This window comes from Kitasatospora sp. SolWspMP-SS2h, from assembly GCF_003259315.1.
Lineage (GTDB): Bacteria > Actinomycetota > Actinomycetes > Streptomycetales > Streptomycetaceae > Kitasatospora > Kitasatospora fiedleri.
In genome coordinates, this window is the sequence record NZ_QLLT01000002.1 from 58,458 (window position 1) to 84,375 (window position 25,918).

The 25,918-nt window shown below is 75.8% G+C and carries 23 protein-coding genes and 1 pseudogene; 10 read left to right on the forward strand and 14 right to left on the reverse strand.

Annotation, left to right across the window (positions count from 1 at the left end; genetic code table 11):
- Positions 1–65 precede the first annotated feature (65 nt).
- Entirely contained in the window at positions 66–545 is a 480-nt protein-coding gene (locus K353_RS02525; protein ID WP_111551913.1) for a VOC family protein, read from the reverse strand.
- 177 nt (positions 546–722) lie between these two features.
- Here K353_RS02525 and K353_RS02530 point away from each other — a divergent pair, with 177 nt between their 5' ends.
- The gene (locus tag K353_RS02530; protein ID WP_199527962.1) at positions 723–1,514 is read left to right on the forward strand and encodes a nucleotidyltransferase domain-containing protein; all 792 of its coding nucleotides are present in this window, start codon (positions 723–725) and stop codon (positions 1,512–1,514) included.
- A gap of 37 nt (positions 1,515–1,551) precedes the next feature.
- On the opposite strand, the gene K353_RS02535 is transcribed toward K353_RS02530, so the two are convergent.
- Positions 1,552–2,115, reverse strand: coding sequence for a DUF4240 domain-containing protein (locus K353_RS02535; protein ID WP_158585315.1), 564 nt, complete (start codon positions 2,113–2,115; stop codon positions 1,552–1,554).
- A gap of 188 nt (positions 2,116–2,303) precedes the next feature.
- Between K353_RS02535 and K353_RS02540 the strand changes: the two genes are divergently transcribed.
- Both K353_RS02540 and K353_RS02545 read left to right on the forward strand, forming a co-directional pair.
- Positions 2,304–3,251, forward strand: a complete 948-nt coding sequence (locus K353_RS02540) for a zinc-binding dehydrogenase (protein ID WP_111551915.1) — start codon at positions 2,304–2,306, stop codon at positions 3,249–3,251.
- A 92-nt stretch (positions 3,252–3,343) separates the two neighbouring features.
- The gene (locus K353_RS02545) at positions 3,344–4,387 is read left to right on the forward strand and encodes a S66 peptidase family protein (protein WP_111551916.1); all 1,044 of its coding nucleotides are present in this window, start codon (positions 3,344–3,346) and stop codon (positions 4,385–4,387) included.
- Between the two features lie 55 nt (positions 4,388–4,442).
- Here the strand turns inward: K353_RS02545 and K353_RS33615 are convergent, their stop codons facing one another.
- The gene (locus K353_RS33615; protein ID WP_146616378.1) at positions 4,443–4,712 is read right to left on the reverse strand and encodes a hypothetical protein; all 270 of its coding nucleotides are present in this window, start codon (positions 4,710–4,712) and stop codon (positions 4,443–4,445) included.
- Between the two features lie 255 nt (positions 4,713–4,967).
- On the opposite strand from K353_RS33615, the gene K353_RS34160 reads away from it, so the two are divergent.
- Positions 4,968–7,085 carry a hypothetical protein gene (locus tag K353_RS34160; protein WP_158585316.1) on the forward strand — a complete coding sequence of 706 codons (2,118 nt, stop codon included), beginning with the start codon at positions 4,968–4,970 and terminating at the stop codon, positions 7,083–7,085.
- Between the two features lie 124 nt (positions 7,086–7,209).
- Positions 7,210–7,725, forward strand: coding sequence for a DinB family protein (locus K353_RS02560; RefSeq protein ID WP_111551918.1), 516 nt, complete (start codon positions 7,210–7,212; stop codon positions 7,723–7,725).
- Between the two features lie 21 nt (positions 7,726–7,746).
- Here K353_RS02560 and K353_RS34765 read toward each other — a convergent pair.
- The 4 genes and pseudogenes from K353_RS34765 to K353_RS02580 all read right to left on the reverse strand — a co-directional run.
- Positions 7,747–7,989: pseudogene (locus tag K353_RS34765) on the reverse strand (IS5/IS1182 family transposase); the annotation flags it as partial.
- A 47-nt stretch (positions 7,990–8,036) separates the two neighbouring features.
- The gene (fabG, locus tag K353_RS02570; protein ID WP_111551919.1) at positions 8,037–8,795 is read right to left on the reverse strand and encodes a 3-oxoacyl-ACP reductase FabG; all 759 of its coding nucleotides are present in this window, start codon (positions 8,793–8,795) and stop codon (positions 8,037–8,039) included.
- Positions 8,796–8,847: 52 nt separating this feature from the next.
- Positions 8,848–10,035, reverse strand: coding sequence for an acetyl-CoA C-acyltransferase (locus K353_RS02575; RefSeq protein WP_111551920.1), 1,188 nt, complete (start codon positions 10,033–10,035; stop codon positions 8,848–8,850).
- 95 nt (positions 10,036–10,130) lie between these two features.
- Positions 10,131–11,279, reverse strand: a complete 1,149-nt coding sequence (locus K353_RS02580; RefSeq protein ID WP_111551921.1) for an acyl-CoA dehydrogenase family protein — start codon at positions 11,277–11,279, stop codon at positions 10,131–10,133.
- Positions 11,280–11,472: 193 nt separating this feature from the next.
- Between K353_RS02580 and K353_RS02585 the strand changes: the two genes are divergently transcribed.
- A complete protein-coding gene (locus K353_RS02585) occupies positions 11,473–12,105 on the forward strand; it encodes a TetR/AcrR family transcriptional regulator (RefSeq protein WP_111551922.1) in 633 nt (210 codons plus the stop codon).
- A gap of 68 nt (positions 12,106–12,173) precedes the next feature.
- On the opposite strand, the gene K353_RS34770 is transcribed toward K353_RS02585, so the two are convergent.
- From K353_RS34770 to K353_RS02615, 6 genes are all read right to left on the reverse strand, one after another.
- The gene (locus tag K353_RS34770; protein WP_233533315.1) at positions 12,174–14,297 is read right to left on the reverse strand and encodes an aminoglycoside phosphotransferase family protein; all 2,124 of its coding nucleotides are present in this window, start codon (positions 14,295–14,297) and stop codon (positions 12,174–12,176) included.
- Between the two features lie 86 nt (positions 14,298–14,383).
- Complete coding sequence (egtD, locus tag K353_RS02595; protein WP_111551924.1) at positions 14,384–15,370, reverse strand: L-histidine N(alpha)-methyltransferase; 987 nt, start codon at positions 15,368–15,370, stop codon at positions 14,384–14,386.
- The gene (gene egtC / locus K353_RS02600; RefSeq protein ID WP_111551925.1) at positions 15,367–16,143 is read right to left on the reverse strand and encodes an ergothioneine biosynthesis protein EgtC; all 777 of its coding nucleotides are present in this window, start codon (positions 16,141–16,143) and stop codon (positions 15,367–15,369) included. Before egtC ends, egtD begins: the two co-directional genes overlap by 4 nt.
- The gene (gene egtB / locus K353_RS02605) at positions 16,143–17,549 is read right to left on the reverse strand and encodes an ergothioneine biosynthesis protein EgtB (protein WP_370447548.1); all 1,407 of its coding nucleotides are present in this window, start codon (positions 17,547–17,549) and stop codon (positions 16,143–16,145) included. The genes egtC and egtB overlap by 1 nt, the downstream gene beginning before the upstream one ends.
- A 34-nt stretch (positions 17,550–17,583) precedes the next feature.
- Positions 17,584–18,855, reverse strand: coding sequence for an ergothioneine biosynthesis glutamate--cysteine ligase EgtA (gene egtA / locus K353_RS02610; RefSeq protein ID WP_233533316.1), 1,272 nt, complete (start codon positions 18,853–18,855; stop codon positions 17,584–17,586).
- A gap of 50 nt (positions 18,856–18,905) precedes the next feature.
- Positions 18,906–20,105: an aminotransferase class I/II-fold pyridoxal phosphate-dependent enzyme gene (locus K353_RS02615; protein WP_146616380.1), complete on the reverse strand. Its 1,200-nt coding sequence runs from the start codon at positions 20,103–20,105 to the stop codon at positions 18,906–18,908.
- A 374-nt stretch (positions 20,106–20,479) separates the two neighbouring features.
- On the opposite strand from K353_RS02615, the gene K353_RS02620 reads away from it, so the two are divergent.
- Genes K353_RS02620 through crcB form a run of 3 tightly spaced genes read left to right on the forward strand, consistent with a single transcriptional unit; the run spans position 20,480 to position 21,692 of the window.
- A complete protein-coding gene (locus K353_RS02620) occupies positions 20,480–20,974 on the forward strand; it encodes a CrcB family protein (RefSeq protein ID WP_111551928.1) in 495 nt (164 codons plus the stop codon).
- Entirely contained in the window at positions 20,971–21,321 is a 351-nt protein-coding gene (locus K353_RS02625; protein WP_111551929.1) for a DUF190 domain-containing protein, read from the forward strand. The genes K353_RS02620 and K353_RS02625 overlap by 4 nt, the downstream gene beginning before the upstream one ends.
- Positions 21,318–21,692, forward strand: coding sequence for a fluoride efflux transporter CrcB (gene crcB / locus K353_RS02630; protein WP_100839432.1), 375 nt, complete (start codon positions 21,318–21,320; stop codon positions 21,690–21,692). Before K353_RS02625 ends, crcB begins: the two co-directional genes overlap by 4 nt.
- A gap of 85 nt (positions 21,693–21,777) precedes the next feature.
- On the opposite strand, the gene K353_RS02635 is transcribed toward crcB, so the two are convergent.
- On the reverse strand, positions 21,778–22,971 hold the full coding sequence (locus tag K353_RS02635; RefSeq protein WP_111551930.1) for a winged helix DNA-binding domain-containing protein: 1,194 nt from the start codon (positions 22,969–22,971) through the stop codon (positions 21,778–21,780).
- 460 nt (positions 22,972–23,431) lie between these two features.
- On the opposite strand from K353_RS02635, the gene K353_RS02640 reads away from it, so the two are divergent.
- Complete coding sequence (locus K353_RS02640) at positions 23,432–25,663, forward strand: glycoside hydrolase family 6 protein (protein WP_370447555.1); 2,232 nt, start codon at positions 23,432–23,434, stop codon at positions 25,661–25,663.
- Positions 25,664–25,918 lie beyond the last annotated feature (255 nt).

Sequence of the window (25,918 nt, forward strand, 5' to 3'; positions counted from 1 at the left end):
CCCCCGTCCCTCGTTCCCCGTCCCCCGCCCGGGGGACGAGGGGCGCGGGACGGGGGCACGGGGTGTCAGGTGCCGTCCGCGGCGGCGTCCAGGGCGGCAACGTCCAGTTTTCCCATGGTCAGCATCGCGGCGGTGGCCCGGCGGACGCGTTCCGGGTCGGGGTCGGTGAGCAGCTCGGTCATCCGGCGCGGCACGATCTGCCAGGACAGGCCGTAGCGGTCCTTCAGCCAGCCGCACGGGCCCGGCGCGCCGCCGCCGGCGGTCAGCAGCTCCCAGTAGCGGTCCACCTCGGCCTGGTCGGCGCAGTCGACCTGGAGCGAGACCGCCTCGTTGAAACGGAACACCGGGCCGCCGTTCAGGGCCAGGAACTCCTGCCCGAACAGGTCGAAGGACACCAGCATCACGCTCCCCGCCTCGCCCGGCCCGGCCTCCGAGTAGCGCTGCACCTCGGTGATCCGGCCGTGCTCGAACACCGTGGTGTAGAACTCGGCGGCCTGCTCGGCCTGGTCGTCGAACCACAGGAAAGTGGTGATCTTCTGTGCCATCGGAAGGGTCCTCCGTTCCCGGACGGTCGCCCGGCCGTACGGCCGGGCCATTTCGACGGTAGGGCGTGCCCGGCGCTTCCCGGCGGAGCCGCGCCCGGCCGTCCCGGGCGTGCCCGGGCACGTTCGGGTGGGCCCGGACGCGCCCCGGACGCGCCCGGGGGTGCCAGCATGGGGGGCATGACCTTCCCGGAGCCGCCGTTCCTGCCCGCAGATCACGACGATGAGCAGCAACGGGCGCTCTCCGCACCGCTGTTGGCGCGGTTCGCGGCCCGACTGGCGGACGCCGTACCGGTGGACGCGCTGTGGGTGCACGGTTCGCTGGCGTGCGGCGACTACCGGCACGGCCGCAGCGACCTCGACCTGGTCGCCGTGCTGCCCGCCGCGCCCGGCGGGCCGGTGCGGGAGCGACTGGCCGCGCTGCACCGGAAGTTGGGCGCGCGGGAGCCCGGCGCGGCGAAGCTGCACTGCTCGTACCTGCCGCGCCGGGGGCTCGGCGACCCGGCCGCCGCGCACTTCACCTTCGCCCAGGGCGAGCCGATGGAGCGCCCGGTCACGGTCATCGCCCGCCGCGAACTGCTGGACGCCGGAACGGTGTTGGCGGGCGAGCGGCCCGACGCGCTGCTGCCGCCGGTCTCCGACGCCGCGCTGCGCGCGCACCTCCGGGCCGACCTGCGCGACTACTGGTACCCGGTCACCGCCCGCCCCGAGCCATGGCGGCGCGACATCTGGGTGGACTTCGGCCCGGTCACCGCCGTCCGCGCCACCGTCGCGCTGCGCGAGGGCCGGCTGATCACCAAGCGCGAGGCGATCGCCCGCCTGCCCGCCCTGGACGCCCCGCCCGGCCTGGCCGAGGACATCGCCGCCCGCCGCTACGGCGTCCCGCCGGTCCTCACCCCGGGGGAGCGCGCCCAACGCGCCGAGCAGGCACGGCTGTTCACCCGGCTGCTGATCGAACGGGCGCTGGGCTGAAGGGGGTTCGAGCGGCGGGCAGCCCGGGCGCGGCGGGTCAGGCGGCGTCGGCGAACAGCGCGGTGAGGCGGGGCAGGCGGGCGGCGGTCTGTTCGGGCGTCCAGGCCGGGTCGGTGAACCCGGCGTCGCAGGGGCTGTCGTGGCCGACCGCCTCCAGCGCCTCCTCCAGGCCGTCCTCCTCGCCGGTGAGCTGCTCGTACGCCTCCTGGGCGCAGTAGTCGAGCAGTTCCCACTCCGGGAAGTCGTCGTCGTCCCACCGCTCGTAGGGGAGGGCGGCCAGGCGCCGGAGGGCGGGGTGGTCGGCGAGGGCGTCCGGATCGTGGACGGCCAGGCGGTGGGCGTCGCGGCCGAGGCCGATCAACCAGGCGTGGAAGTACCAGAGGCCGTCGTCACTGACCCAGCCGTCCTGCACCAGCCAGGCCAGCGCCAGCGTGCCCGCGGTGTCCAGCGGGGCGCGGGCCTCGTCCAGGCGGAGCTGGAACTCCAGCACCTCGGCCAGCGGCAGCCCGGCGAGGCGCGCGGTCAGCCGGTCGGCGCGCTCGCGGCCGGGGCCGCCCGCCGCGCTCGACTCCACCAGGTCCCAGAATCCGTCCGCGTCCATGCCGGGCATCCTGGCACCCGCCGGTGACACGCCGCCCGCCGCGCGAGGAAGCGCCCGCCGCGAGGAGAGGAAGCGTCCGCCGCGGGCGGGAGCGGCCGGGCCGCCGGTCGGCTTGACCTCAAGCGGGCTTGACGTCACAGGATGGGCGGCGGGCCGGAACGACCGGCCCGGGAACGGGCGGAGGCGTGATGCGTGCGGTGTGGCTGCGGGAGTTCGGCGGACCCGAGGTGCTGGTGGCGGGGGCCGCGCCCGATCCGGTGCCGGGGGAGGGACAGGCGCTGATCGCGGTCGCGCACGCCAACCTGACCTTCGTCGAGACCCAGTTCCGCGCCACCGGCCTCGGGCCGTTCACCGGCGCCCTCCCGATGGTCCCGGGCAACGGCGTCGGCGGCACCGTCACCGCCCTCGGACCCGGCGCCGACCCGGCCTGGCTGGGACGGCGGGTGGTCTCCTCCACCGGGGGCAGCGGCGGGTACGCCGAACTCGCCGCCGTCCCCGCCGACGGAATGCACGCCGTCCCCGACGGCCTCGCCCTGGACGCCGCCACCGCGCTGCTCGCCGACGGCCGCACCGCCCGCCTGCTGCTGGAGACCGCAGCGCCCGCACCCGGCAGCCGGGTCCTGGTGACGGCCGCCGCCGGGGGCGTCGGCACCCTGCTGGTCCAACTCGCCACCGCCGCGGGCGCGCACGTCGTCGCCGCGGCCGGCGGACCCCGCAAACTCGCCCTCGCCGCCGAACTCGGCGCCGCCGAGACCGTCGACTACCTGCGGCCCGACTGGACGGCCGCCACCGCCCCCGTCGACCTCGTCCTCGACGGCGTCGGAGGCACCCTCGGCCGGGCCGCCGCCGACCTGCTCCGCGACGGCGGAAAGCTGCTCAGCTACGGCCTGGCCAGCGGCAGTTGGACCGTGCTCCCGGACACGGAGGCCGCCGCCCGCGCCCTCACCGTGCTCACCCTGCGGCCCACCCCCGCGGGCATCCGCGCCGCCACCGCCCACGTCCTCGCCGAAGCCGCCGCGCACCGGCTGCGCCCCGTCATCGGCCGCCGCTTCCCGCTGGAGCGCGCCGCCGACGCGCACCGCGCCATCGAGTCCCGCGACACCCTCGGCAAGACCCTGCTGGACGTCGCTCCCTGAAGCCCTCAGGCCCTGAAGCCCCCAAGCCCTCAGGCCCCCGGAGCCCGGAAACCGGGTCGTGCCCGATGCGTCCGCGCCGCTAGCATCCCGGCATGCCAGACCAGCCGACGTACCCTCCCAGGCCCCGGCCCGGCGACCGGATCGCGATCGTCTCCCCCGGTTTCGCCGGCCCGGGCGCCTTCCCGCTGCCGCACGAACTCGGACTGCGCCGCCTGCGCGAGGAGTTCGGCCTGGAACCGGTCGAGTACCCCACCACCCGCAGGCTCGGCGCCACCCCCGCCGAGCGCGCCGCCGACCTGCACGCCGCGTTCGCCGACCCGACGATCGCGGCCGTGATGGCCACCCTCGGCGGCGACGACCAGATCACCCTGGTCCCGCACCTCGACGCCGCGCTGCTGCGCGCCCACCCCAAGCCCTTCTTCGGCTACAGCGACAACACCAACCTGCTCGACTTCCTGCACCGCCAGGGCATCGTCGCCTACCACGGCGCCTCCGTCATGACCCAGCTCGGCCGCCCGCACGCCGTCCACCCGCTCACCGCGGCCTCGCTGCGCGCCGCCCTGTTCGAGGGCGGCGCGTACGAACTCACCGCCGCCACCGACACCGGCACCGTGCAGGGCCGCTGGGAGGACCCGGCCACCTTCGACCGCGCCCCCGCCGTCGAACCCGCCACCGGCTGGCGCTGGCACCGCCCCGACCGGGTCGTCGAGGGCACCGGCTGGGGCGGCAACCTGGAGATCCTGCACTGGATGGCCGCCGCGGACCGGCTGCGCCCCGCCGCCGAGTACGCCGGCCGCGTGCTGTTCCTGGAGACCTCCGAGGAACTGCCCAGCGCCACCGAGGTGTTCCGGATGCTGCGCAACCTCGGCGAACGCGGCCTGCTGCGCCGGTTCCCCGCCCTGCTGGTCGGCCGCGCCACGGCCTGGAGCTTCGACCACCCGCACGACGCCGAGGCCCGCGCCCGCTACCGCGCCGACCAGCACGCCGCCGTCCTGCGCGCCCTGGACGCCTACGCCCCCGGGACGATGGCCGTCCTCGACGTCGACCTCGGCCACACCGAACCGCAGCTCGTCATCCCCTACGGCGGCCTGATCCGGGTCGACGGCCCGGCCCGCAGGATCACCGTCACCTACTGACGGTCACCCGCCGCCGCTCGGCCCGGTGCCGTTCTCCGGAAGGGGGGGGCGGGCGTCAGTAGGAGCCGCCGACGTGCCAGTCGTCGTTCGGCTCCGGGTCGGGTGCCAGGCCCAGGTGCAGGGTGACGGCGGCGGTCGTGAGCAGCGCCAGCGCCAGCACCGCGACGGTGACCAGCAGGGCCGCCGTCCCGTCGGACCGGTCCGCGTGCAGCGCCCGGGAGGGTCTCCGGGGCCGGTAGCGGACCGTCAGGACGTCGCCCGCGACCAGGTCGCGGGCCTGGAGGTGGGCGCGGTGCGCGGTGCCGTCGGGCGCGCGGACCGGCACCGGAGTCGCCCCAGTGTCCAGCCCGTGATCGTCCGCGCCAAGGGGCGCCCGACGGTCGGGACGATCCCGTGACGGGGCGGGGACCCGGCCGGGACGGACCGGAGCCGCCGTCAACCCTCCCGGGGCCCGGCCTGGCCCGGCCGCCCGCGGACCACGTATCGTGGCCGGGATCGGAGCGTGGTGCGGGACACCACGGCGTACAGGCACGACGTCGCACGGGCGACGGACGGGGGCGGTGACCGAACGGTGGCTGACGTGGCATCGACGACCGGGAACGGCCCCGCGGCCGATCCGGAGGGGACGCTCGAACTCCCCCCGAACGCGCCCGCCCCCGACCGGACGCCGGAACACCCGCCCGCCGCGGACCCGTTCGCCACCTCGATCAACCCGGTGGTCCCCGACGCCGCCCTCAGCTCCACCCGCACCATCCCGCTGCCCACCCCCACCCCCGCGGGCGGCACCCCCCTCCCGCCGCCGCCCGCGGCCCCGCCCGCCGCCACCGGCTGGACCGGCACCTTCCCGGTCGTCACCCTCCCGCCCCCCGCCGCCGACCCGCCGCCGCCCGCCACCGCGCCGACACCGGCGCCCGCGTCCGCGCCCGCCGCCCACGGCATCGGCGGCGGCCTGCGCGGACGCATCCTGGTCGTCGAGGGCGGCTACGGCGGCGGTCGCCGCTGGGGGCGCGGCGGCACCGCGAACGCCTCCGTGCTCTCCGCCGCGCTGGCCGGCGTCGCCCCGCAGGTCCTGCTCTCCGCCGGGCAGGTCGACGCCGTCCACCTGCCCGGTGCCAACGACCCGCAGACCGTCCTCGCCCACCTGCGCGCCGCCGCCCGCCACCCCGGACCGCTGCTCATCCACCTCGGCGGCCACCTGATCACCGACCGGCGCGGCGAACAGCTCTACCTCTCGCTGCGCGAGAGCAAGACCTCCGAGAGCCTGCCCTGGTCCGCGATCGCCACCGAACTGCGGCACCGCGGCACCGAGTTGGACACCCTGGTGATCGGCGACCTGAGCGCCGACCAGGTGGTCTGGCCCGGCCTCGCCGCCACCGCCGGAAAACAGCTCTCCGACGGCGTCCCGCTCTGGGCCGTCGTCAACCACGACCCCGACCAGCTCGGCACCTTCACCCGGGCCCTGATCGAGACGCTGCACCGCGGCCGCCCCGGCGCCGACCGGTTCCTCACCCCCGAACTCGTCCGCCAGCAGGTCCACTCGGTGCTGCGCCCCGACACCGTGGTGATCGCCTCCCACCCCGTCGACCGCCCCTACTTCCGCAACACCGCCCGGAAGGTCGACCCCGCGACCACCGCCCCGCCCGCCACCGCCGCCCGCCCCGGGAAGACCCCCGCCCCCGCCCCCGCCGCGCCCGAACCCACCCGCCCCCGGCTCGCCCCCGGGTGGACGCCGCGCGGCCTGGTCTCGCTGCGCAAGCCCGGCGTCCCGGCGACCCCGCCGCGCCGCACGATGATCGTCTCGCTGGTCAAGGGCGAAGCGATGGTCCCGGCGGAGCCGCTCGCCGCGACCGTCCCGCTCGGCAAGCCCGAACGCGTCGAACACGTCGAACGCGTCGAACTCGGCAAGGGCGCGCCCGTTCCCGGGGCTGTCGGTGCCCCGCCGGTGGCGCTCGAGAAGACGCTCGAACTCCCGGACCCGGCCGACCCGTCGGCCGCCACCCTCCCGCTGCCGGGCCCCGACCCGCTCGCCGCGACCGTCCCGCTCGGCAAGCCGGCCCCCGCCCCGTTCGTCGAACGCGCCCCCGAGCCGGACGCCCCGCCCCGGCACGACCCGCTCGCCGCCACCACCCCGCTGCCCGGGCCGGGCGTTCCGGCCGTGACCGCAGCCGCAGCAGCAGCCGAAGCCGCGAGCCCGACCGCGACCGTCCGGCTCGGCAAGGGGTCCGAGGCCCCGGCGGCCGACCCCGGGCAGGTGCCGCCCGGCGACTACCTGGAGACGATCGGCCACATCGTGCGCAACGCCGAGGCCGGCGACCACGACACCGCCGCCGCGCTCGCCCTCGCGCTGGAGGAGAAGGCCGTCGGCGCGTACGGTGCCCGCGCCCCCGTCGTGCTCCAGGTCCGCCAGGTCCGCGCCCACGTCTGCCGGGTCGGCGGACTCCCCTCGGTCGCCGCCGAGCTCTACCGCCAGGTCGCCGCGGCCCTCCTCCAGACCGACGGCCCCGACCACCCCGAGACCCAGCGCGCCGTCACCAACGCCGAGGCCTGCTGGCGCGCCGTGAAGGACCCCACCGAGGCCATCCGGATCGCCCCCGACATCATCGAGCTCCGCGCCCACCTCCCCGGCCCGGAGAACCGCAAACTCCGCGCCGCGGAACGCTACCTGCGCCAGCTCGCCGCAGCCAAGGCCGGCGGCTAGCCACCAGGGCCCGTCCGGCGGACCTTGCCGGGATCTCCCCGAGCACAGCCGCTGCTGCGGGCCTTGACGGCGCTTCCGATCAATTGGGTCGACACCCGTTCCGGGCTGCGGGAAACTCCTCGCGATGACTCAACGAACCGACACGCCTCCCGCGTGGGACGAGCGTACGCAGCTGGCCACTTTCCTGGACTACGCCCGTGACACCGCGCGAGCCAAGTGTGAGGGCGTGTCCGCCGAGGACGCCCGCAAGGCCCCGCTCTCGAGTTCACCGCTGATGACGCTGTGCGGGCTGATCAGCCATCTGCGGTGGGTCGAGTACCACTGGTTCCAAGTGGTGTTCCTGGGCGAGGAGCCCGCGGGGCCGCTCACCGAGGCGACCGACGACGATCCCGACCCCGAGATGCGGACGGCAGTCGACATTCCGTTGCCCCGGCTTCTTGCCGAGTACGAGGAGCAGAGCGCGCGCTACCGCCGCCTGGTGTCCGACCACGACCTGAACTCAACGGCCAGGCGCCCCATCAGGGACGGCCGCAACGTGGACCTCCGGTGGGTGATCCTCCACCTCATCGAGGAGACGTCCCGCCACAACGGCCACCTCGATGTCGTGCGTGAGCTGGTCGACGGGCGGACCGGCGCCTGAAACCGGTCGTGCGGGTTGCGGGCGGAGCCCCAGTCGGATCGCTGCCACGGTGGCGGTGCCGTGGAGGACGTGGGCCCGCTTGTCGAAGCCGGTCGGCCTGTCGCCTCGGCTGCCGCGGCGCTTGAGTGTGGCCCGCTGGTCCTTCGGCCCGGGGGTGGTGTGCTTGATCCGGCGTCTTCGCGGGTAGCGGCGGTTCCAGCGGGATGAGTGCGCCTCGTCGCCGCCGAGGTGATCGGGCCGGGTGAGGGGACGGCCGCCGGCCGGGAGACGGACGGTACGCACGGCGGCCCGGGCCGCCGTCAAGGGCCGCCTCAGCGGGCGCCGCCGTTGACGTACAGGGTCTGGCCGCTGACGTACGCGGCGTCCTCGCTAGCGAGGAAGGCGACCACGGCGGCGACCTCCTCGGGCCGGCCGACCCGGCGCAGCGGGGTGCGGCCGGCGACCTCGGCCTGGTGCTCCTCGGGGGTCGCGCCGACCCGCTCGGCGGTCGCGGCGGTCATCGAGGTGGCGATGTAGCCGGGGGCGACGGCGTTCACGTTGACGTTGTAGGGGCCGAGTTCGATGGCCAGGGTGGCGGTGAGGCCCTGGATGCCGGCCTTCGCCGCCGCGTAGTTGGCCTGGCCGCGGTTGCCGAGCGCGGAGCGCGAGCTCAGCGACACGATCTTGCCGTACTTCTGGGCCACGAAGTACCGCTGCGCGACGTGCGCGCAGTTGTAGGCGCTGGTCAGGTTGACCGCGAGCACGGTGTCCCAGTCCTGCTTGGGCATCTTGAAGAACAGGTTGTCGCGGGTGATCCCGGCGTTGTTGACCAGGATGTGCACCCCGCCCAACTCCTCGACCACGGTGGCGAACACGGCCGCCACCGCGTCGTAGTCGGCGACGTCGCACCCGTACGCCCGCGCACTGCCGCCCGCCGCGGCGATCTCCTCCACGGTGCCCTTCGCGCGCTCCGCCGTGAGGTCGACCACGGCCACCGTCGCGCCCTCCTCGGCCAGCCGCCGGGCGGTGGCCGCCCCGATGCCCTGCGCGGCCCCGGTCACCACCGCGATCCTGCCGTCGAACCTGCCCATCGCCGCACTCCGTTCCTGAGGTCCCGTCATGTCCGTTGAGAGGGAAGCTTGTTCAGTCGCGTTCGACCAGGACGGCGGAGCCCTGGCCGACGCCGACGCACATGGTGGCCAGGCCGCGCCGGTCGCCGGTGCGGCGCATCCGGTGCAGCAGGGTGGTGAGGATGCGGGCGCCGGAGCAGCCCAGCGGGTGGCCCAGGGCGATCGCCCCGCCGGAGGGGTTGACCAGCTCCGGGTCGATGCCCAACTCGCGCACCGAGGCCAGCGCCTGGGCCGCGAAGGCCTCGTTGAACTCGGCGGTGTGCACGTCGGTGAGCTTCCAGCCGGTGCGCTCCAGCACCCGCCGGGTGGCCGGTACCGGGCCGATGCCCATCACGTCGGGGTGCACGCCCGCCGAGGCGCCCGCCACGTACCGGCCCAGCGGCTCCAACTCCAGTTCTTGCAGCGCCTGTTCGCTGACCAGCAGCAGCGCCGCCGCGCCGTCGTTCATCGGCGAGGCGTTGCCCGCGGTGACCGTCCCGCCGGGGCGGAACACCGGCTTGAGGGCGGCCAGCTTCTCGGCGGTGGTGTCCGGCCGGATCGACTCGTCGCGGTCGACCGCCGTCCCGTCCGGGCGGAGCACGGGCAGCAGTTCGGCGTCGAAGTGCCCGGACTCCCGGGCGGCGGCGGCCAGTCGGTGGCTGCGCAGCGCGAACGCGTCCTGCTCCTCGCGTCCGATCCGGTGGCGGGCGGCGACCTCCTCGGCGGTCTCGCCCATCGACAGCACGCCGTGCAGCTCGTGCATCCGGGGGTTGGTCAGCCGCCAGCCGAGCCGGGTGTCGAAGGTCTCCATCCGGTGCGGCAGCGCCTCGTCCGGGCGGGGCAGCACGAACGGGGCGCGGCTCATCGACTCGCAGCCGCCCGCGACGACGACGTCCGCCTCGCCGGAGCCGATCGCCCGGGCCGCGGTGGTGACGGCCTCCATCCCGGAGGCGCACAGCCGGTTGACGGTCGCGCCGGGGACGGTCTCGGGCAGCCCGGCCAGCAGGACGGCCATCCGGGCCAGGTTGCGGTTGTCCTCGCCGGCCTGGTTGGCGGCGCCCCAGTACACGTCGTCGATCCGCGCCGGGTCCAGCGCGGGCACGTCGGAGAGCAGCCCGCGCAGCACGGCCGCCGACAGGTCGTCGGGCCGGACGGCGGACAGCGCGCCGCGCAGCCGCCCGATCGGGGTGCGGCGGGCGGCGGCGATGAAGACCGGAAGCACTTCGTCGGGCTCCTTGTCGGTGACTCGGTGGTCGGTGGTCGGTGGTCGGCGATCGGTGGTCGGCGATCGGTGGTGGGCGGTCGGCGGGGAGGGGGTCAGAACGCGTTGACGCCGGTCAGGGAGCGCCCGATGAGCAGCTTGTGGATCTGGCTGGTGCCCTCGTACAGGGTCATCACCCGGGCGTCGCGCAGGTACTTGCCGACCGGGTACTCGTCGATGAAGCCGTACCCGCCGAACACCTGGAGCGCGTTGTTCGCGCAGCGCACCGCCGCCTCGGAGGCGTACAGCTTGGCCACCGAGGACTCGGTGGCGAACGGCAGGCCGCGGTCGATCAGGTCGGCGACCCGCCAGGTCAGCAGCCGGGCCGCGTCCACGTCGACGGCGATGTCGGCCAGCAGCTCCTGCACCAGCTGGTGGTGGGCGATGGGCTTGCCGAACTGCTCGCGCTCCCCGGCGTAGCGCACCGCCGCCTCCAGGGCGGCCCGGGCGATGCCGACGCAGCCCGCCGCGACCGACATCCGGCCCTTGGCCAGGGCGGCCATCGCCACCGTGAAGCCCTTGCCCAGTTCGCCCAGGCGGGCGCTGTCCGGCACCCGGACCCGGTCGAGGGCCAGCTCGGCGGTGGCCTGCCCGCGCAGGCCCAGCTTGCCGTGCACCGGGGTGCGGGTGAGGCCGGGCGTGTCGGTGGGCACCAGGAAGGCGCTGACGCCGCGGTGTCCGGGCTCTCCGGTGCGGGCGAAGACCAGGGCGACGTCCGCCCACGTCCCGTTGGTGATGAACATCTTGGCGCCGGAGATCAGCCAGTGGTCGCCGTCGCGCTCGGCCCGGGTGGTCAGGTTCGCCGCGTCCGAGCCGGTGCCGGGCTCGGTCAGCGCGAAGCAGCCCAGCGCCTCGCCCGAGCACAGCCGGGGCAGCCAGTGCCGCTTCTGCTCCTCGGTGCCGAAGGCGTTGACCGACTTGGCGACCAGCCCCAGCGTCACCGACACCACGCCGCGCACCGAGGAGTCGCCGCGGCCCAGCTCCTCCAGCACCAGGCAGTACGCCAGGTGGTCGCCGCCGCTGCCGCCGTACTCCTCCGGCAGGGTCAGCCCCAGGAGGCCCAGGTCGCCGAGCTTCTTGACGACGCCCAGGTCGATGGACTCCGCCCGGTCCCACCCGGCGGCGAACGGCACGATCTCCCGGTCGGTGAACTCGGCCGCCAACTGCCGTACGGCGGCCTGCTCCTCGGTCAGTTCCAGGTCCACGCGGCGACACCCCGAACAAGTCGACGATCCTGACGGTTCCTGCGGTGCCCGTAAACTAGCACTGCAAGTTTTACGGTGACTGTAGCCCGCCCCGCCCGGAACCGGAAGAGCACCCGGCGGCCCCCCGCAGCCGCCCGCGGGCACCTGCGAGAATGACCCGGACCCCGCAGGCCCGCGCCCCCAGGAGGCGGAGATCGCCCGACCCCGCACCCCCCTGCTCAGCCGGGAGCGCATCATCGCCGCCGCCCTCGCCCTGGTCGACGCCGAGGGCCTGGCCGCGCTCTCCACCCGCCGCCTGGCCGCCGAACTCTCGGTCAGCGGCCCCTCGCTCTACAACCACTTCGCCACCAAGGACGACCTGCTCGACGCCGTCGTCGACAGTGTGATGGGCGAGGTCGACCTCACCATGTTCGACGCGCCGGACGACTGGCGCACCGCCCTGCACGCCTGGGCCCGCTCCTACCGCGCCGCCCTCACCGCCCACCCCCACCTCGTCCCGGTCCTCGCCCAGGGCCCCGGCCGCCGCCCGCACGCCCTGCGGCTGGCCGACGCCGTCTTCGGCTGCCTGGTCGACGCCGGCTGGCCCCGCGGCCAGGCCACCCGGATCGGCGCCCTGATGCGCTACTTCGTCACCGGCTCCGCCCTCGCCTCCTTCGCGGCCGGCTTCCCCGACGACGCCAGCCTCTACGCCGCCGCCGACTACCCCCACCTCGGCGACGCCCACCGCCTCGCCGAACACCGCCGCAGCATCGACGAGGGCGCCTTCGCCACCGGCCTCGACGCCCTCCTCGACGGCCTCGACCTGCGCTACCGCCGCCTGCCCTGAGCCCCCGGCCTGCCCCGGACCGCCGGGCCGCCGGACGTCGGGCCGGAGCTGCCGCCCGGCGGAAGCCGTCAGGGCCGCCGCCACCGGCTCCCGTGGTCGCGGCAGTCCGGCGAGCACCGGGCCGGCTCCGGCAGCGTCCAGGCGAACACCGCGAAGTCCGCCGCCCGCTGCGAGTCCGCCGCCAGCTCGGGCAGGCCCGCCGGGCGCCGCAGCAGACAGCGGTGGCGCAGCAGGTCCTCGGCCTCCGCCCGGGTCAGGAGGTCCTCGAGAGCGTGGTGGTCCGACAGCCGCTCGGGGGCGCGCACCACGTTCAGCCGGTCGCCGTCCGCCGTCCGGAAGTCCATCCGGTGGCGGGTGCTCCACTGCGAGTTCGACCCCCAGCCCTGCGCCAGGTCCACCGTCGGCCGGCCGCGCCGCCGGTGCGCCCAGTACAGCGGCGACCCGTCCGCCCAGCCCGGCTCGGCCACCCGCGAGCCGGCCCGGACCCGTACCCCGGCGCGGGTGAACAGCAGTTCGCCGAGGACGAACCCCGGCCAGAGCACCTCCAGCAGCTCGACCGGCGCGTCCGGGTCCCCGGCGGGCACCAGCTCGGCGATCTCGTGCAGGAACGGGTCGAAGCCGTCCGCCGCGCCGACCTCCGCCATCCCCAGCCGGGCGAAGAACGCCGCGTACCCCGCCCGGTCCAGGCCCAGCCGTGCCCCGTCCCGCACCGGCCCGTCGCCGTACGGCGGTTGGAGGTCCAGGGCCAGCACGTCCGCGACCCGGCCCAGCGCGTACAGCTCCTCCTCCAGACCGCGCCGCTCCTTCCGGGGCAGCCGGGTGAACGACGCGAACGCGGCCGCCGGGGCCAGCAGTTCCGCGTACCGGGGCAGTGCCCGCGGCGCCCAGGCGTCCAGCAGCCACGGTGTCACGCCCGGGTCGCCCAGCGCCATCAGCGCCCGGTGCAGCTCCCGGCCCGCGCCCCGCGGCTCCGACCCGCTCGTCGGGAACAGCGCAGGTCCCAGGGACTCCAGCGCCCGCCGCACCTCGTCGGCCGGGTCGCCCGCGTGGTACGGGCGTTCGCTCGGCTCGATGCCGTCCAGGAACTCCTGGTAGCGCAGCGCGGAGTGCACGTGCGCCAGCGGCGCCGCCAGCTCCAGGGCCCGCTCCGGGTTGCTGCGCGGTGCCAGCGCCCGCCAGGCCGCGACCCAGCGCGCGCGGACGTCCGCCCAGCGCTCCGGGGACAGGAACGCGGCGGGCCGCAGCCCGTCCAGCGCCGGGTGGCCCCAGACCGCGTCGGAGAAGTCCAGGACGGTGACTCGCTCGCCGTCGAAGCGCCAGTTGCCCGGGTGGAAGTCGCCGTGCACCAGTGTCGACGGCAGTCCGCAGTGGGCGAGTACGGCCGCGATGCCGGGCAGCAGCCCGGCCAGTTCCAGCGCCTTCGCGTACTCCGCGTCCGTCAGTTCCGGCCGCAGCCGCTCCAGCAGCGCCGGGAAGCGGGCGGCCAGTGCGGCCGGGGAGCGGTCCGGCAGCTCGCCCGGGCCGTCCGCGGCGACCGCCGCCTGCACCGCCGTCCACCGGTCGAGCACGTCCAGCATGCCGTCGGCCGGTACGCCCCAGCAGTCCACCCCGGGCACGTTCGCGAGCAGCACCCGCCGGCCGTCCGCCGCGAGCACCTGCGGCACCAGCTCCGGGTCGGCCTTCCCCGCCCGGGCGATCACCGCCGCCTCCGGCACCGCGAACGGCGGGGTGCTCTTCAGCCACACCGGGCCGTCCCCGGTCGGGAACCGCGAGAGCGCCGACAGGTTCCAGCTCCGCACCTGCTCCACCGGCCCCCGCCTGGGCCGCCCCAGCGCCGCCAACTCGCCGTCGGCCCAGGCCCATTCCGCGCCCAGCCCGTCCGCCGACGCCCACCGCAGGCGCAGCGGGTGGCCCGCGTCCGGCACCGCCCCGGGCGCGGCCGGGACGCCGGTCGGACGCCGCGCCGCCATCGCCAGGTACACCGTCCGGCCGCCCCGGCCGCCCGCGCCGCCCGTCACCGAGAGCAGCCGCAGCACCGCCAGCGGCACCCCCGCCGCCGCCGAGGCCCGCGCCGCGATCTCCCCGACCTGCGCCCAGAACGGCGAGTCCGTGGCGAACGGCCCCACCGCCCCGACGAGTTCGCCCTGCCACTCGACCATGACGGTCGCCGTCCGCTGCCCAGTCGTCTGCACCCGGGCATTCTCCGGACGACACCGGGCCCGCACCAGCGAATAACGCGGATCACCGCAGGCGGCGGGCCCGGTCCCCGACGGACCGGTCAGTCCGAGCTGTCCTCGAAGGGACGGGAGAGCGAGAGCCCGAAGCGGCCCTCGTCGTCGGTCCACCAGTCGGTCAGGCGCAGGCCGGAGGCGAAGAGTTCGCGTTCGACACGCTCGCGGCGGAACTTCGCGGAGACCTCGGTGTGCAGTTCCTCGCCGGCCTCGAAGTGCACGGGCAGGCCGAGGTCGGCGACCTTGACGGTCTGGTCGCGCAGGGAGCGCAGCCGCATCTCGATCCACTCGTGCTCGGCGTCCCAGAGCGCCACGTGCTCGAACTGCCCGGGGTCGAAGTCGGCGTCCAGCTCGCGGTTGAGCACCGACAGCAGGTTGCGGTTGAACGCGGCGGTGACCCCGGCGGCGTCGTCGTAGGCGGCGACCAGGACGCCGGGGTCCTTGACCAGGTCGGTGCCGAGCAGCAGCCAGTCACCGGGCAGGAGTTGGGCCCGCAGGCCGGTCAGGAAGCCGTGCCGTTCGGCGGGCAGCAGGTTGCCGAGGGTGCCGCCGAGGAAGACCACCAGCCGGGGGCCGCCGCCGTCGGGCAGGCCCAGGCTCCGGGTGAAGTCGGACAGCACGGCGGAGACGTCCAGCCCCGGGTACTCGGCGATGAGCGCCTTCGCGGCGGATTCGAGGGCGCTCTCGCTGACGTCGACCGGGACGTAGCGCTCCAGGGTGCCCGCGGTGCGCAGCGCGTCGAGCAGCAGGCGGGTCTTCTCGGAGGAGCCGGAGCCGAGTTCGACCAGGGTGCGGGCCCCGGTGGTGGCGGCGATCGTGTCGGCGCGGGCGGCCAGGATCTCGCGCTCGGCCCGGGTGGGGTAGTACTCGGGCAGCCGGGTGATCTCCTCGAACAGCTCGGAGCCGCAGGCGTCGTAGAACCACTTCGGGGGCAGCCGTTTGGGTCGGCCGCCCAGGCCCTCGCGGACGTCCGCGCGCAGCGCGTGGTGCAGGTGGTCGGCGGGCAGCAGACGGGTGAGCCGGTATCCGGTCATCGCGGGGCGTCCTCTCGAATGCGCGGGCCGACGGCGGCCAGCGGGGTCAGCGAGCTGCCGGCCGCGTCGGCCACCAGCAGGGTGCGGTCGGGGACTTCGGACCAGCCGGGCCCGTCGTCGAAGGGCTCGGAGGCGAGCAGCACCGAGCCGTCTGGGTCGCGGCGCTGGAACAGGGTGTCGCCCCACGCCGTGGCGGCGAGCGAACGGCCGTCGGTGGCCAGCAGGTTGATCCGGGACTCGGCCGACTCCGCGGCGAGCAGGCAGACTTCGGCCAGCGACTCGCCGAGTTCCGCGCCCGCGCGCAGCCGGTTCAGCACCAGGGCCCACAGCAGCGCCGAGTCGGTGCGCGCCTCCAGCTCCAGCAGCTCGGCGGCGGGCAGCAGCGCGGCCAGCGGGGCGAACGCGCCCGGCCAGCCGGGCAGGACGCCGTTGTGGCTGAACAGCCAGCGCCCGGCGGCGAACGGGGCGGCGGCCTGCGCCCCGGCGGCGCAGCCGGCGGTGGCGGAGCGGACGGCGCCGAGCACGGCGTGCGAGCTGACCACCCGGGCCAGGTCGGCGAGGTCGCCGTCGGCCCAGATCGGGCCCTCCCGCCGGTAGCGGGCCGGGCGTTCGTCGCCGGGCGCGTACCAGCCGACGCCGTAGCCGTCGGCGTTGACGGTGCCGTGGCGCTGGAGCCGGGGCGCCCAGGACTGGCGCAGCAGCCCGTACGGCGGGTCGAGCAGGACCGAGCGGATCGGGACCGGGCGCCCCAGGTAGGCGAAGTGGCGGCACATCAGGCGCGCGCCCCCGAGCCGCCGCGGCCCCGGTCGCCGCGGGGGCCGCCGGAGCCCGGTCCGGCGCCGTTCCCGGCGCCGTCCCCGGTGCGGGGCTCGGCGTCGCGGGCGGTGCGGAAGCCGGCGAAGATCTGCCGCCGCACGGGGTAGTCCCAGTTGCGGAAGGTGCCGCGGCAGGCGACCGGCGCGACCGCGAACGAGCCGCCGCGCAGCACCTTGTACTCGGGGCCGAAGAACACCTCCGAGTACTCCCGGTACGGCCAGGCCGCGAACCCCGGGTAGCCAGTGAAGTCGCTGGCCGTCCACTCCCACACGTCACCGATCAACTGCCGTGCGCCGTACGGCGACTCGCCCTCGGGGTAGGCGCCGACCGGGGCCGGGCGCAGGTGCCGCTGGCCGAGGTTGGCGTGCTCGGGGCCGGGCGCGGCGTCGCCCCACGGGAAGCGCCGGGAGCGGCCGGTGGCGGGGTCGTGCCGGGCGGCCTTCTCCCACTCCGCCTCGGTCGGCAGCCGCCGCCCCGCCCACCGGGCGTACGCGTCGGCCTCGTACCAGCTCACGTGCAGCACCGGCTCGTCCTCCGGCACCGGTTCGAGGTGGCCGAAGCGGCGGCGCAGCCACTGCCCGCCCTCCTGCCGCCAGAACAGCGGCGCCTCCAGGCCGGCCGACATCCGGTGCGCCCAGCCCTCGGGCGTCCACCAGCGCGGGTCCCGGTAGCCGCCGTCGGCGATGAAGCGCTGGTAGGCGCCGTTGGAGACCGGCGTGGTGTCGAGCCAGAACGCGGGCAGCTCGACCGGGTGGGCCGGGCGCTCGTTGTCCAGCGACCACGGCTCGGTGTCGGTGCCCATGGTGAACGGCCCGGCGGGGACCAGGACTTCGGCGGGCAGCGGGCCGGCGGCGGCGGGCGGCGGCGGGGCGTCCAGCACGGCCGGGCCGGTGCGCAGCTGGTGGGTGATCAGCATGGTCTCGTCGTGCTGCTGCTCGTGCTGGACGATCATCCCGAACGCGAACCCGGCGTCCAGCAGCGGCGCTCCCTCCAGCGGGGAGGCGGCCAGCAGGTCCAGCACCCGGCCGCGCACCTCGTGCGCGTAGGCGCGGGCCTCGGCGGGCGGCAGCAGCGGCAGCCGGGGCCGCTCGGCGCGCGGGTGCTCGAACGCGTCGTACAGCGGGTCGATCTCCGGGTGCAGCGGGTCGCGGCCGCCGACGTTGCGCAGCAGCCACAGCTCCTCCTGGTTGCCGATGTGCGCCAGGTCCCACACCAGCGGCGACATCAACGGCGAGTGCTGGGCGACGAGTTCGGCGTCGTCGACGGCCTCGGTGAGCTGGGCGGTGCGCTCCCGCGCGGCGAGCAGCTCGAAGGCGATCAGGTCGCGCAGCAGCGCGGGGTCGGTCCGGTCGGCGTTCAGCACGGGGCGTCCTCCAGCCGTACGAAAGGGGTGGCGGTCAGCACGGGGCGTCCTCCTGGAGGACGGCGGCTCCGGTGCGCAGGGCGGTCAGCTGGTCGTCGGCCGGGCAGCGGCCGCGGGCCGGGTAGCGCTCGGCGAACTCGACCAGCGGGGTGCGCAGTTCGCTGCCCCGGCGGGCCAGCGAGCGTTCGGCGGCGGCGAAGCACAGCAGGGCGGCGCGGCGCAGGTCCGGGTCGGCCATGCCGAGCGCGGCGGCGCGCCGCCACAGGCCCGAGCGCGGGGCGCGGCTGCCCGCGTGGCCGAGCCGCTCCAGCGCGGCGCGGGCCTCGTCGGCCGCCACCGGGTCGTCCAGCAGCGCGCTGACCAGGGCCAGCGGCACCCGCCAGCCCTCGGCGGGCTGGGCGTCCATCATCCGCAGCTCCAGGTGCCCGTGCGGGCGCACCGGCGGGAACAGCGTGGTGCGGTGGTAGTCCAGGTCGGCCAGGGTGGCGGGCCGCTCGCCCGCGCCGCGCAGCCAGCCGCGGAAGGTCAGCCGGGCCGGCGCGTCCCACGGCAGCCCGCCGGAGCGGCGCACGCACAGCAGCGCGGCGTCCAGCACGTACCGGGCCCAGGCGTCGCGCGGGTCGGCGGACGGCGGCGGGGCCAGCGTCCGGGAGGGGTCCATCCGGGACCAGACCAGCTGCCGGGTCGACTTCCATCCGGTCGGACGGCCCTCCAGCAGCGGCGAGTTGGCGAACGCGGCGACCAGCACCGGCCCCAACTCGTGCGTCAGCCGCCAGCGTTCGGCGCAGTCGGCCTCGGTGCCGGCGTCCACGCAGACCTGCACGGAGGCGGTGCCGGTCATCATGATCCGGCCCCAGGGCCCGCCGCGGTCGAAGTAGCGCCCCATCGCCCGGTAGCGCGGGTGGTCGGCCAGCATCCGCCGCTCGCGGTCCATCGGGTCGGTGCCGCTGCCGGTCAGCCGCAGGCCCTCGGCGGCCAGCGCCGCCCGCAGCACCGCCTGGTCGGCGCTCAGCCCGGCCGCGCAGCGGGCCGGGTCGGCGGCGGGCGGGGAGCTGAGCTCGACCTGCCCGCCGGGTTCGCGCGTCAGCCGCGAGCCGGCCGGGAGCACCGGGCCGTCGGCCGAGTCGGGCAGCACCGCCAGCGCGGCCGCCACCCGGTCGGGATCCACCGGGGAGCCCGGACATCGGGCGTCGTGGACGAACCACTCCGCCTCCACCCCGACCAGCGCCGGAGGACCGATCTTGAAGCAGATGGCGCCCAGGTGCCGTTCGGCCGACGCCTCGGTCAGCTCCGTCCGGAGCGTCACGCTGTGTACCGGATCGACGGCCGGAGCGGCCTGTTGCGGACGTACAGATGTCACCGGGTTTCACCATCCCTCGGTTCGCGACTTGAGCCCGGTTGTTCCTGCTCAGTCTGCTCCGGGGCAAACCTCGATGCCGCCCGAACGCCCTCCTCGCAGGTCAGCCGGGTGAGAGCGGTGCGCAGGCGGTCCAGTGGCAGGGCGAAATTCAGCCGCAGGCGCCCGGAACCGGCCGCTCCGAAATCCGTCCCGTCCGCCAGCTCGACATGACGCTCGGTGAGCAGCTCCTCCCGGGTGCCGAGCCCCGCCCCGTCCAGCCAGAGCAGGTACGACGCCTGCGGGCGGGCCAGCACCGCACCGCCCAGCGCGGCCGTCGCCAGCTCCCGGGCCCGCACCAGGTGCGCCAGCAGGGCGTCCAGCCACGGCCCGCCCTCGGCCAGCGCCGCCCGCTGCGCCACCGCGCCCAGCAGCCCTCCCTCCCACAGGCCGAAGCCCGCCATCACCGCCGCCAGCCGCTCCCGCAGCCCCGGGTCCGGCACCAGCGCGAAGCAACTCGGCAGGCCCGAGACGTTGAAGGTCTTGCCGACCGAGTTCAGCGTCACCACGTTCGGCGCCCCGCCGGTCACCGCCACCGCGACCGGCTGCTCCACGCCCGCGTCCGGGTGCCGCAGGTCGCCGTGCACCTCGTCCGAGACCAGCAGCCCCGGGGCGGCCGCCGCGGCCAGCGCCCGGACGTCCTCGGCCGGCCAGATCCGCCCGGTCGGGTTGTGCGGGCTGCTCAGCAGCACCAGGCCCGGCCGGGCCGCCGCGACCCCGGCCAGCGGCAGCCGGTACGGGTCGGCCGGGTCGCCGGTCGCCGACAGCGGCAGCTCCCGGGTGTCCACCCCCGCGGCCCGGCAGACCCGGGCGAAACCGCCCCACTCCGGCGTCACGAACACCGCCGGACCCGCCAGCGGACGCACCGCCTCCAGCAGCAGCCGCACCGCCGTGCCCGGCGCGAACGGCAGCAGCATCACCCAGCGCGGGTCCACCGCCACCCCGTGCCGCCGCCGGTACCAGTCGGCCACCAGCGCCCGGTCCGCGTCCTCCGCCACCGGGTACCCGAACGCCGGGTGACCCGCCCGCGCCCGCAGCGCCGCCGCCACCGCCGGCGGCCCCGGCAGGTCCATGTCCGCCACCCCCATGGCGATCCGCCCCGCCCCCGCCCGCGCCCACTTCGCACTGCCCGTCCCCGCCCGCGAGAACCGCTCGAACACCGGGTGCTCCCTCCGTCGCCGTCCCCTCACGCTAGGCCGGAACGGGCGCGGACGGGGGCGGACAGCACCGCGCCGGAGGGCAGCGCCGCCGCTCCTGACGCCCCGCCGCTCCTGACGCCCCGGAAGCCCCGCCCGCGACGCCCGCGACGCCCGCGACGCCCGCGACGGTCCGTGATCGGCGCAGGTGCGGCAGGGCCGCGGCCGGTTCCCCGGTTCGGCGGGGCGACCCGCCGGGGGTAGAGTGGGAGCGCGGCGCCTCCGGGCGCTGAACGGCGGTGGGGCCCGCCGGACCCGAACCGCGGCAGTGGCCGCCAACGGTCCCTACTTGTGACGGTCGCGCCCGCACGTCCGGGCGCCGCGCGAGTAGGAGACGCATGCCCGTGGAACGACCCCGCGCCGGAACGGCGGCCGAGCCCGTCGCCCCCGACCTCGAAGCCACCCCCGCCGAGCGGCCCGCCCGCAGCCGTGATCGCGGCCGGCTACCGGTCCTCGCCGTGATCGCGGTCGGCGGCGTGCTCGGCGCGAGCGCCCGCTACGCCATCGCGCTGGCCTGGCCCACCGCGCCGGGCGCCTTCCCGTGGAGCACCCTGGTGGTGAACGCGGTGGGCTGCGCGGTGATCGGCGTCTTCCTGGTGGCGATCACCGAGGCGTGGGCGGCGCACCGGCTGGTGCGGCCGTTCTTCGGCACCGGCGTGCTGGGCGGCTTCACGACCTTCTCCACCTACACGGTGGACGTCCAGCGCCTGGTCGAGGGCGGCCACGCCGCGACGGCGCTCGGGTACCTGGCCGCGACGCTGGCCGCGGCGATGGCGGCGGTGTGGGCGGGCGCGCAGGCGGCCCGCCGGGTGATCGGGCGGAGGACACGATGACCGGACTCACGGGCCCCGCGCTGCGGGTGACGGTGTACGTCGGGGAGGACGACCTCTGGCACCACCGGCCGCTGTACAGCGAGATCGTCCACCGGGCGCACGCCGCCGGACTGGCCGGGGCGAGCGTCTTCCGCGGCGTCGAGGGCTTCGGCGCCTCCTCGCTGGTGCACACCGCCCGGCTGTTGTCGCTCAGCGACGACCTGCCGGTGGCGGTCGTGATCGTGGACGCCGAGGAGCGGGTGCGGGCGTTCCTGCCGCAACTGGACGAACTCGTCACCGGGGGAATGGTGGTCCTCGACGCGTGCGAGGTCGTCCGGCACGTCGGCCGCGACAGGGGGAAGAAGTGAACTGGCTGCTGGTGATCGTCGGGGCGGCCGTCGGCGCGCCGCTGCGCTACCTGACCGACCGGGCGGTGCAGTCCCGCCACGACACGCTCTTCCCGTGGGGCACCTTCGTCGTCAACGTCGCCGGGTCGATGGTGCTGGGGCTGCTGACCGGCGCGGTGGCGGCCGGGGCGGCCTCCTCGCACCTCCAACTGCTGGTGGGGACCGGGTTCTGCGGAGCGCTGACCACGTACTCGACGTTCTCCTACGAGACGCTGCGGCTGGCCGAGAGCGGCGCCCGGTTCTACGCGGTGGCGAACGCGGCCGGCAGCGTAGCCGCCGGCCTGGGCGCGGCCTTCACCGGCAACGCGATCGCCCAGGCCCTGTGGGCGTGAACCCGGGCCCGGTGCCCGCCACCGCAGCCGAACCGGGCCGGGCTTGAGCCCTGAGTCCCGACCCCGGCGCTCCCGCCCCGGCGGGTCAGCCGGTGAGCCGCCGTTCGAGCGGGGTGCGGAAGCGCGGGGTGACCCGGGTCTCGGCCAGCAGGGCGCGCAGGGCGGCGACCTTCGCGGCGAGGGCCGCGCGGGCCTCGGGGCCGGGGTCGCTGAGGAGTTCGAACCGCACCTCGCCGTCGGGGTGCCGGCCCCAGCCGCCGACCACGCGGCCGTTCCACCAGGCGGTGGGGCCGAGGTTGCCGGAGCGGTCGGCCAGTTCGGAGCGGTGGCCGGGGGAGAGGTACCAGTCGCGGTCCTTCCAGCCCATCACGCTGGGGTCGAGGGCCGGGAGCAGGGCCGCCCAGGGGGCGGGTTCGGCGACCGGTTCGAGGTCGTCGGGCAGCACGAAACCGGTCGCGCCGTCGGCGAGTCCGACCTCGACGGCCGCGCACGCGGCCAGCGCGGCCCGCACCTCGCGGACGCCCCAGCCGGTCCACCAGGCCAGGTCCTGCTCGCCGGCCGGGCCGTACGAGGCCAGCCAGCGCCGGGCCAACTCGGCCTGCGCGGCTGCCCGTTCGGCGGCGGACGGGGCGGCGGGGACGGGCGGGCCGGGCACCCAGCGGTGCCGGCTGCTGGTCCAACCGCCGAGCGGGCGGCGGCGGACCACGGCGCCCTCCATGCCGAGCAGCCGCAGCAGCCGCATGCCGACCGGCTGGACGGTCTGGTAGGAGGTGCCGATGCCGTAGTCGATCGTTTCGCGCAACTGAGGTACCAGTTCGCTCAGTTGACTTCCCGTCAGGCCGTCCGGGGCGTCGGCGAGGGCGTCGGTGAGGGCGGCCAGCACGGCGTCCTGCGCGGCGGAGGTCCAGGCGGCGTCCCGGCCGGAGGCGGCGAAGTCCTTGAGCAGGCGGGTGCGTTCGGCGGCGCCGGCCTTCGCGGTGGTCGAGGCGTACAGCGCCGGTCCGAGCTCGGCAGGGATCGCGAAGAGGGTCTTGCGCGGGCCGTGGCGGCGCAGCACGGTGCCGTCGGCGTACAGGGCGCGCTCGGTGTCGGCGACGCCCGGGACGGCGAGCCGGGCCGCGACGGCGAGGAACACCGTGGCGGGGTCGGTGGCGTGCACGGCGACCAGGTCCGCCACCACCTGCTCGGCGCGGTCGGCCGCGGTGCCGGGGGCCAGCCGGTGCCGCCGGGCGAGCCGGGCGCGGCGTTGGTCGTCGTCGAACGTGGGGCGGGTGGGCACGGGACACCTCCTCCGGATCGGGGACAGCCTGCCACGTGCGGGCCGGCCGGGCGTGAAAGTTTCGGGTGGCGGCGGGGGTGTCCGGGGTGCGGGGGAGCGGCTGCCGGTCAGGCGCGGGCGCCGGTCGGGGCCGGGCGGGACGGGGCGCCGGCCAACCGCTCCGGTGCGGTGGTGAACGGTGGTGTTCAGCGGGCCTGTCGGGGCGACGGCGGTGCCCGCCCCGGGGCGGCGGCCGGACGGCCGAACGGCGACGGGCGGCGTCCATCGAGGTTGGCGGGAGCGCTCCCACGGGTTCTGTCGAACTTCTTGACGGGAGTGTGAGGTCATGGCTTCATATCGGTTGTCCCCGAGCTGAGTTGGTCTCAGCCCAGGCCAAGTATGGGAGCGCTCCCATTAGTTGGGAGCTCTTCCGTCGAGTCCGTCCCCCACCCGAAAGGACTCCCTTACCGTGTCGGCAAATCTGACGCGCCGTCTCCGGACGGCGGCAGCGGCCGCGGTGCTCAGCGCCGCGACCCTGCTCCCCCTTGCCGTGTCGACCACCGCCGCCCACGCGGCGACCCGCGTGGACAACCCCTTCGTCGGCGCCGGGGTCTACGTGAACCCCGAATGGGCCGCCCACGCCGCCGCCGAGCCGGGCGGTTCGGCCGTCGCCAACCAGCCCACCGCCGTCTGGATGGACCGCATCGCGGCCATCGCCGGCGGCAACGGCGTCATGGGTCTGCGCGACCACCTGAACGCCGCGGTGCAGCAGGCCGCGGGCAAGCCGTACGTGTTCCAGGTCGTCATCTACGACCTGCCGGGCCGCGACTGCGCCGCCCTGGCCTCGAACGGCGAGCTCGGCCCCACCGAGCTGCCGCGTTACAAGAGCGAGTTCATCGACCCGATCGCCGCGATCCTGGCCGACCCGGCCTACGCGAACCTGCGGATCGTCACCACGGTCGAGATCGACTCGCTGCCGAACCTGGTGACCAACGCGGGCGGCACCGCCACCGCCACCCCCGCGTGCGACGTCATGAAGGCCAACGGCAACTACATCAACGGCGTCGGCTACGCGCTGGCCAAGCTCGGCGCGATCCCGAACGTCTACAACTACGTGGACGCCGGCCACCACGGCTGGCTCGGCTGGGACTCCAACCTCCAGCCGGCCATCGACACCATCAAGCAGGCCGCCACCGCGTCCGGCTCGACGGTCAACAACGTCCAGGGCTTCATCGTCAACACCGCCAACTACTCGGCGCTGCACGAGCCCAACTTCACCGTCAACGACACGGTGAACGGCACCTCGGTCCGCCAGAGCAAGTGGGTCGACTGGAACTACTACGTCGACGAGGCGTCCTACGCCAAGGCGTGGCGCACCAAGGCGATCGCCTCCGGATTCAACGCGAACATCGGCATGCTGATCGACACCTCCCGCAACGGCTGGGGCGGCGCCAACCGCCCGACCGGCCCGGGCCCGAAGACCTCGGTCGACGCGTACGTCGACGGCAGCCGGATCGACCGCCGCTTCCAGACCGGCAACTGGTGCAACCAGTCCGGCGCGGGCCTCGGCGAGCGCCCGAAGGCCGCCCCCGAGGACGGCATCGCCGCGTACGTGTGGGTGAAGCCCCCGGGTGAGTCGGACGGTGCGAGCTCGGCCATCGCCAACGACGAGGGCAAGGGCTTCGACCGGATGTGCGACCCGACGTACACCGGCAACCCGCGCAACAACAACAACATGTCGGGCGCGCTGCCGAACGCCCCGGTGGCCGGCCACTGGTTCTCGGCCCAGTTCCAGGAGCTGCTGAAGAACGCCTACCCGGCGATCGGCACCGGCACCGCGGACACCACCGCCCCGACCGCGCCGACCAACCTCGCGGCGACCACCACCGCCAGCAGCGCCGCGCTGACCTGGACCGCCTCGACCGACAACGTCGGCGTGACGGGCTACAACGTGTACCGGGGCGGCACCCTGGTCGGGTCCACCAGCACCACCTCGTACACCGACACCGGTCTGAGCGCCTCCACCGCGTACTCGTACACGGTCAAGGCCAAGGACGCGGCCGGCAACCTCTCCGCCGCCTCCGCGGCGCTGAGCGTCACCACCGCCTCCGGCGGCACCTCCGACACCACCGCCCCGACCGCCCCGACCAACCTCGCGGCGACCACCACCGCCAGCAGCGCCGCGCTGACCTGGACGGCCTCGACCGACAACGTCGGTGTCACGGGCTACAACGTGTACCGGGGCGGCACCCTGGTCGGGTCCACCAGCACCACCTCGTACACCGACACCGGTCTGAGCGCCTCCACCGCGTACTCGTACACGGTCAAGGCCAAGGACGCGGCCGGCAACCTCTCCGCCGCCTCCGCGGCCGTCACCGCCACCACCCAGGCCGGCACCGGCACCGGCGGCGCCGGCTGCACCGCCACCTACAAGGTCAGCAGCGACTGGGGCGCCGGCTTCAACGCCGACGTCACCGTGACCGCGGGCAACACCGCGATCAAGTCCTGGAAGGTCACCTGGACCTACGCGGGCAACCAGCAGGTCACCAACCTGTGGAACGGCACCGTCAGCCAGTCCGGCAAGTCCGTGACCGTCACCAACACCGGCTACAACGGCGCGGTCGCCGCCAACGGCTCCACCAGCTTCGGCTTCGGCGCCAGCTACTCCGGCAGCAACGCCGTCCCGACCCTGACCTGCACCGCCACCAGCTGACGCCGGGCAGCCGGTAGCCCGCGGCGGGCCCGCGGCAAGCCGCTACCGGACCCGACCGACGCGGGAGAGAACCGCGAAGCACCACCCCGGAGGCACCGCCCCCGTGCAGGGTCTGCACGGGGGCGGTCGCCCGTCCACCGCCGTACGGACGCCGCCGCTCGTCCGCCGGCACCCGTCTACCGCCGCAGGGACGCCGCCGCCCGTCCACCGCCACTGCCCGTCCGCCGTCGCCGCACGGACGTGCCGTGGGCACGT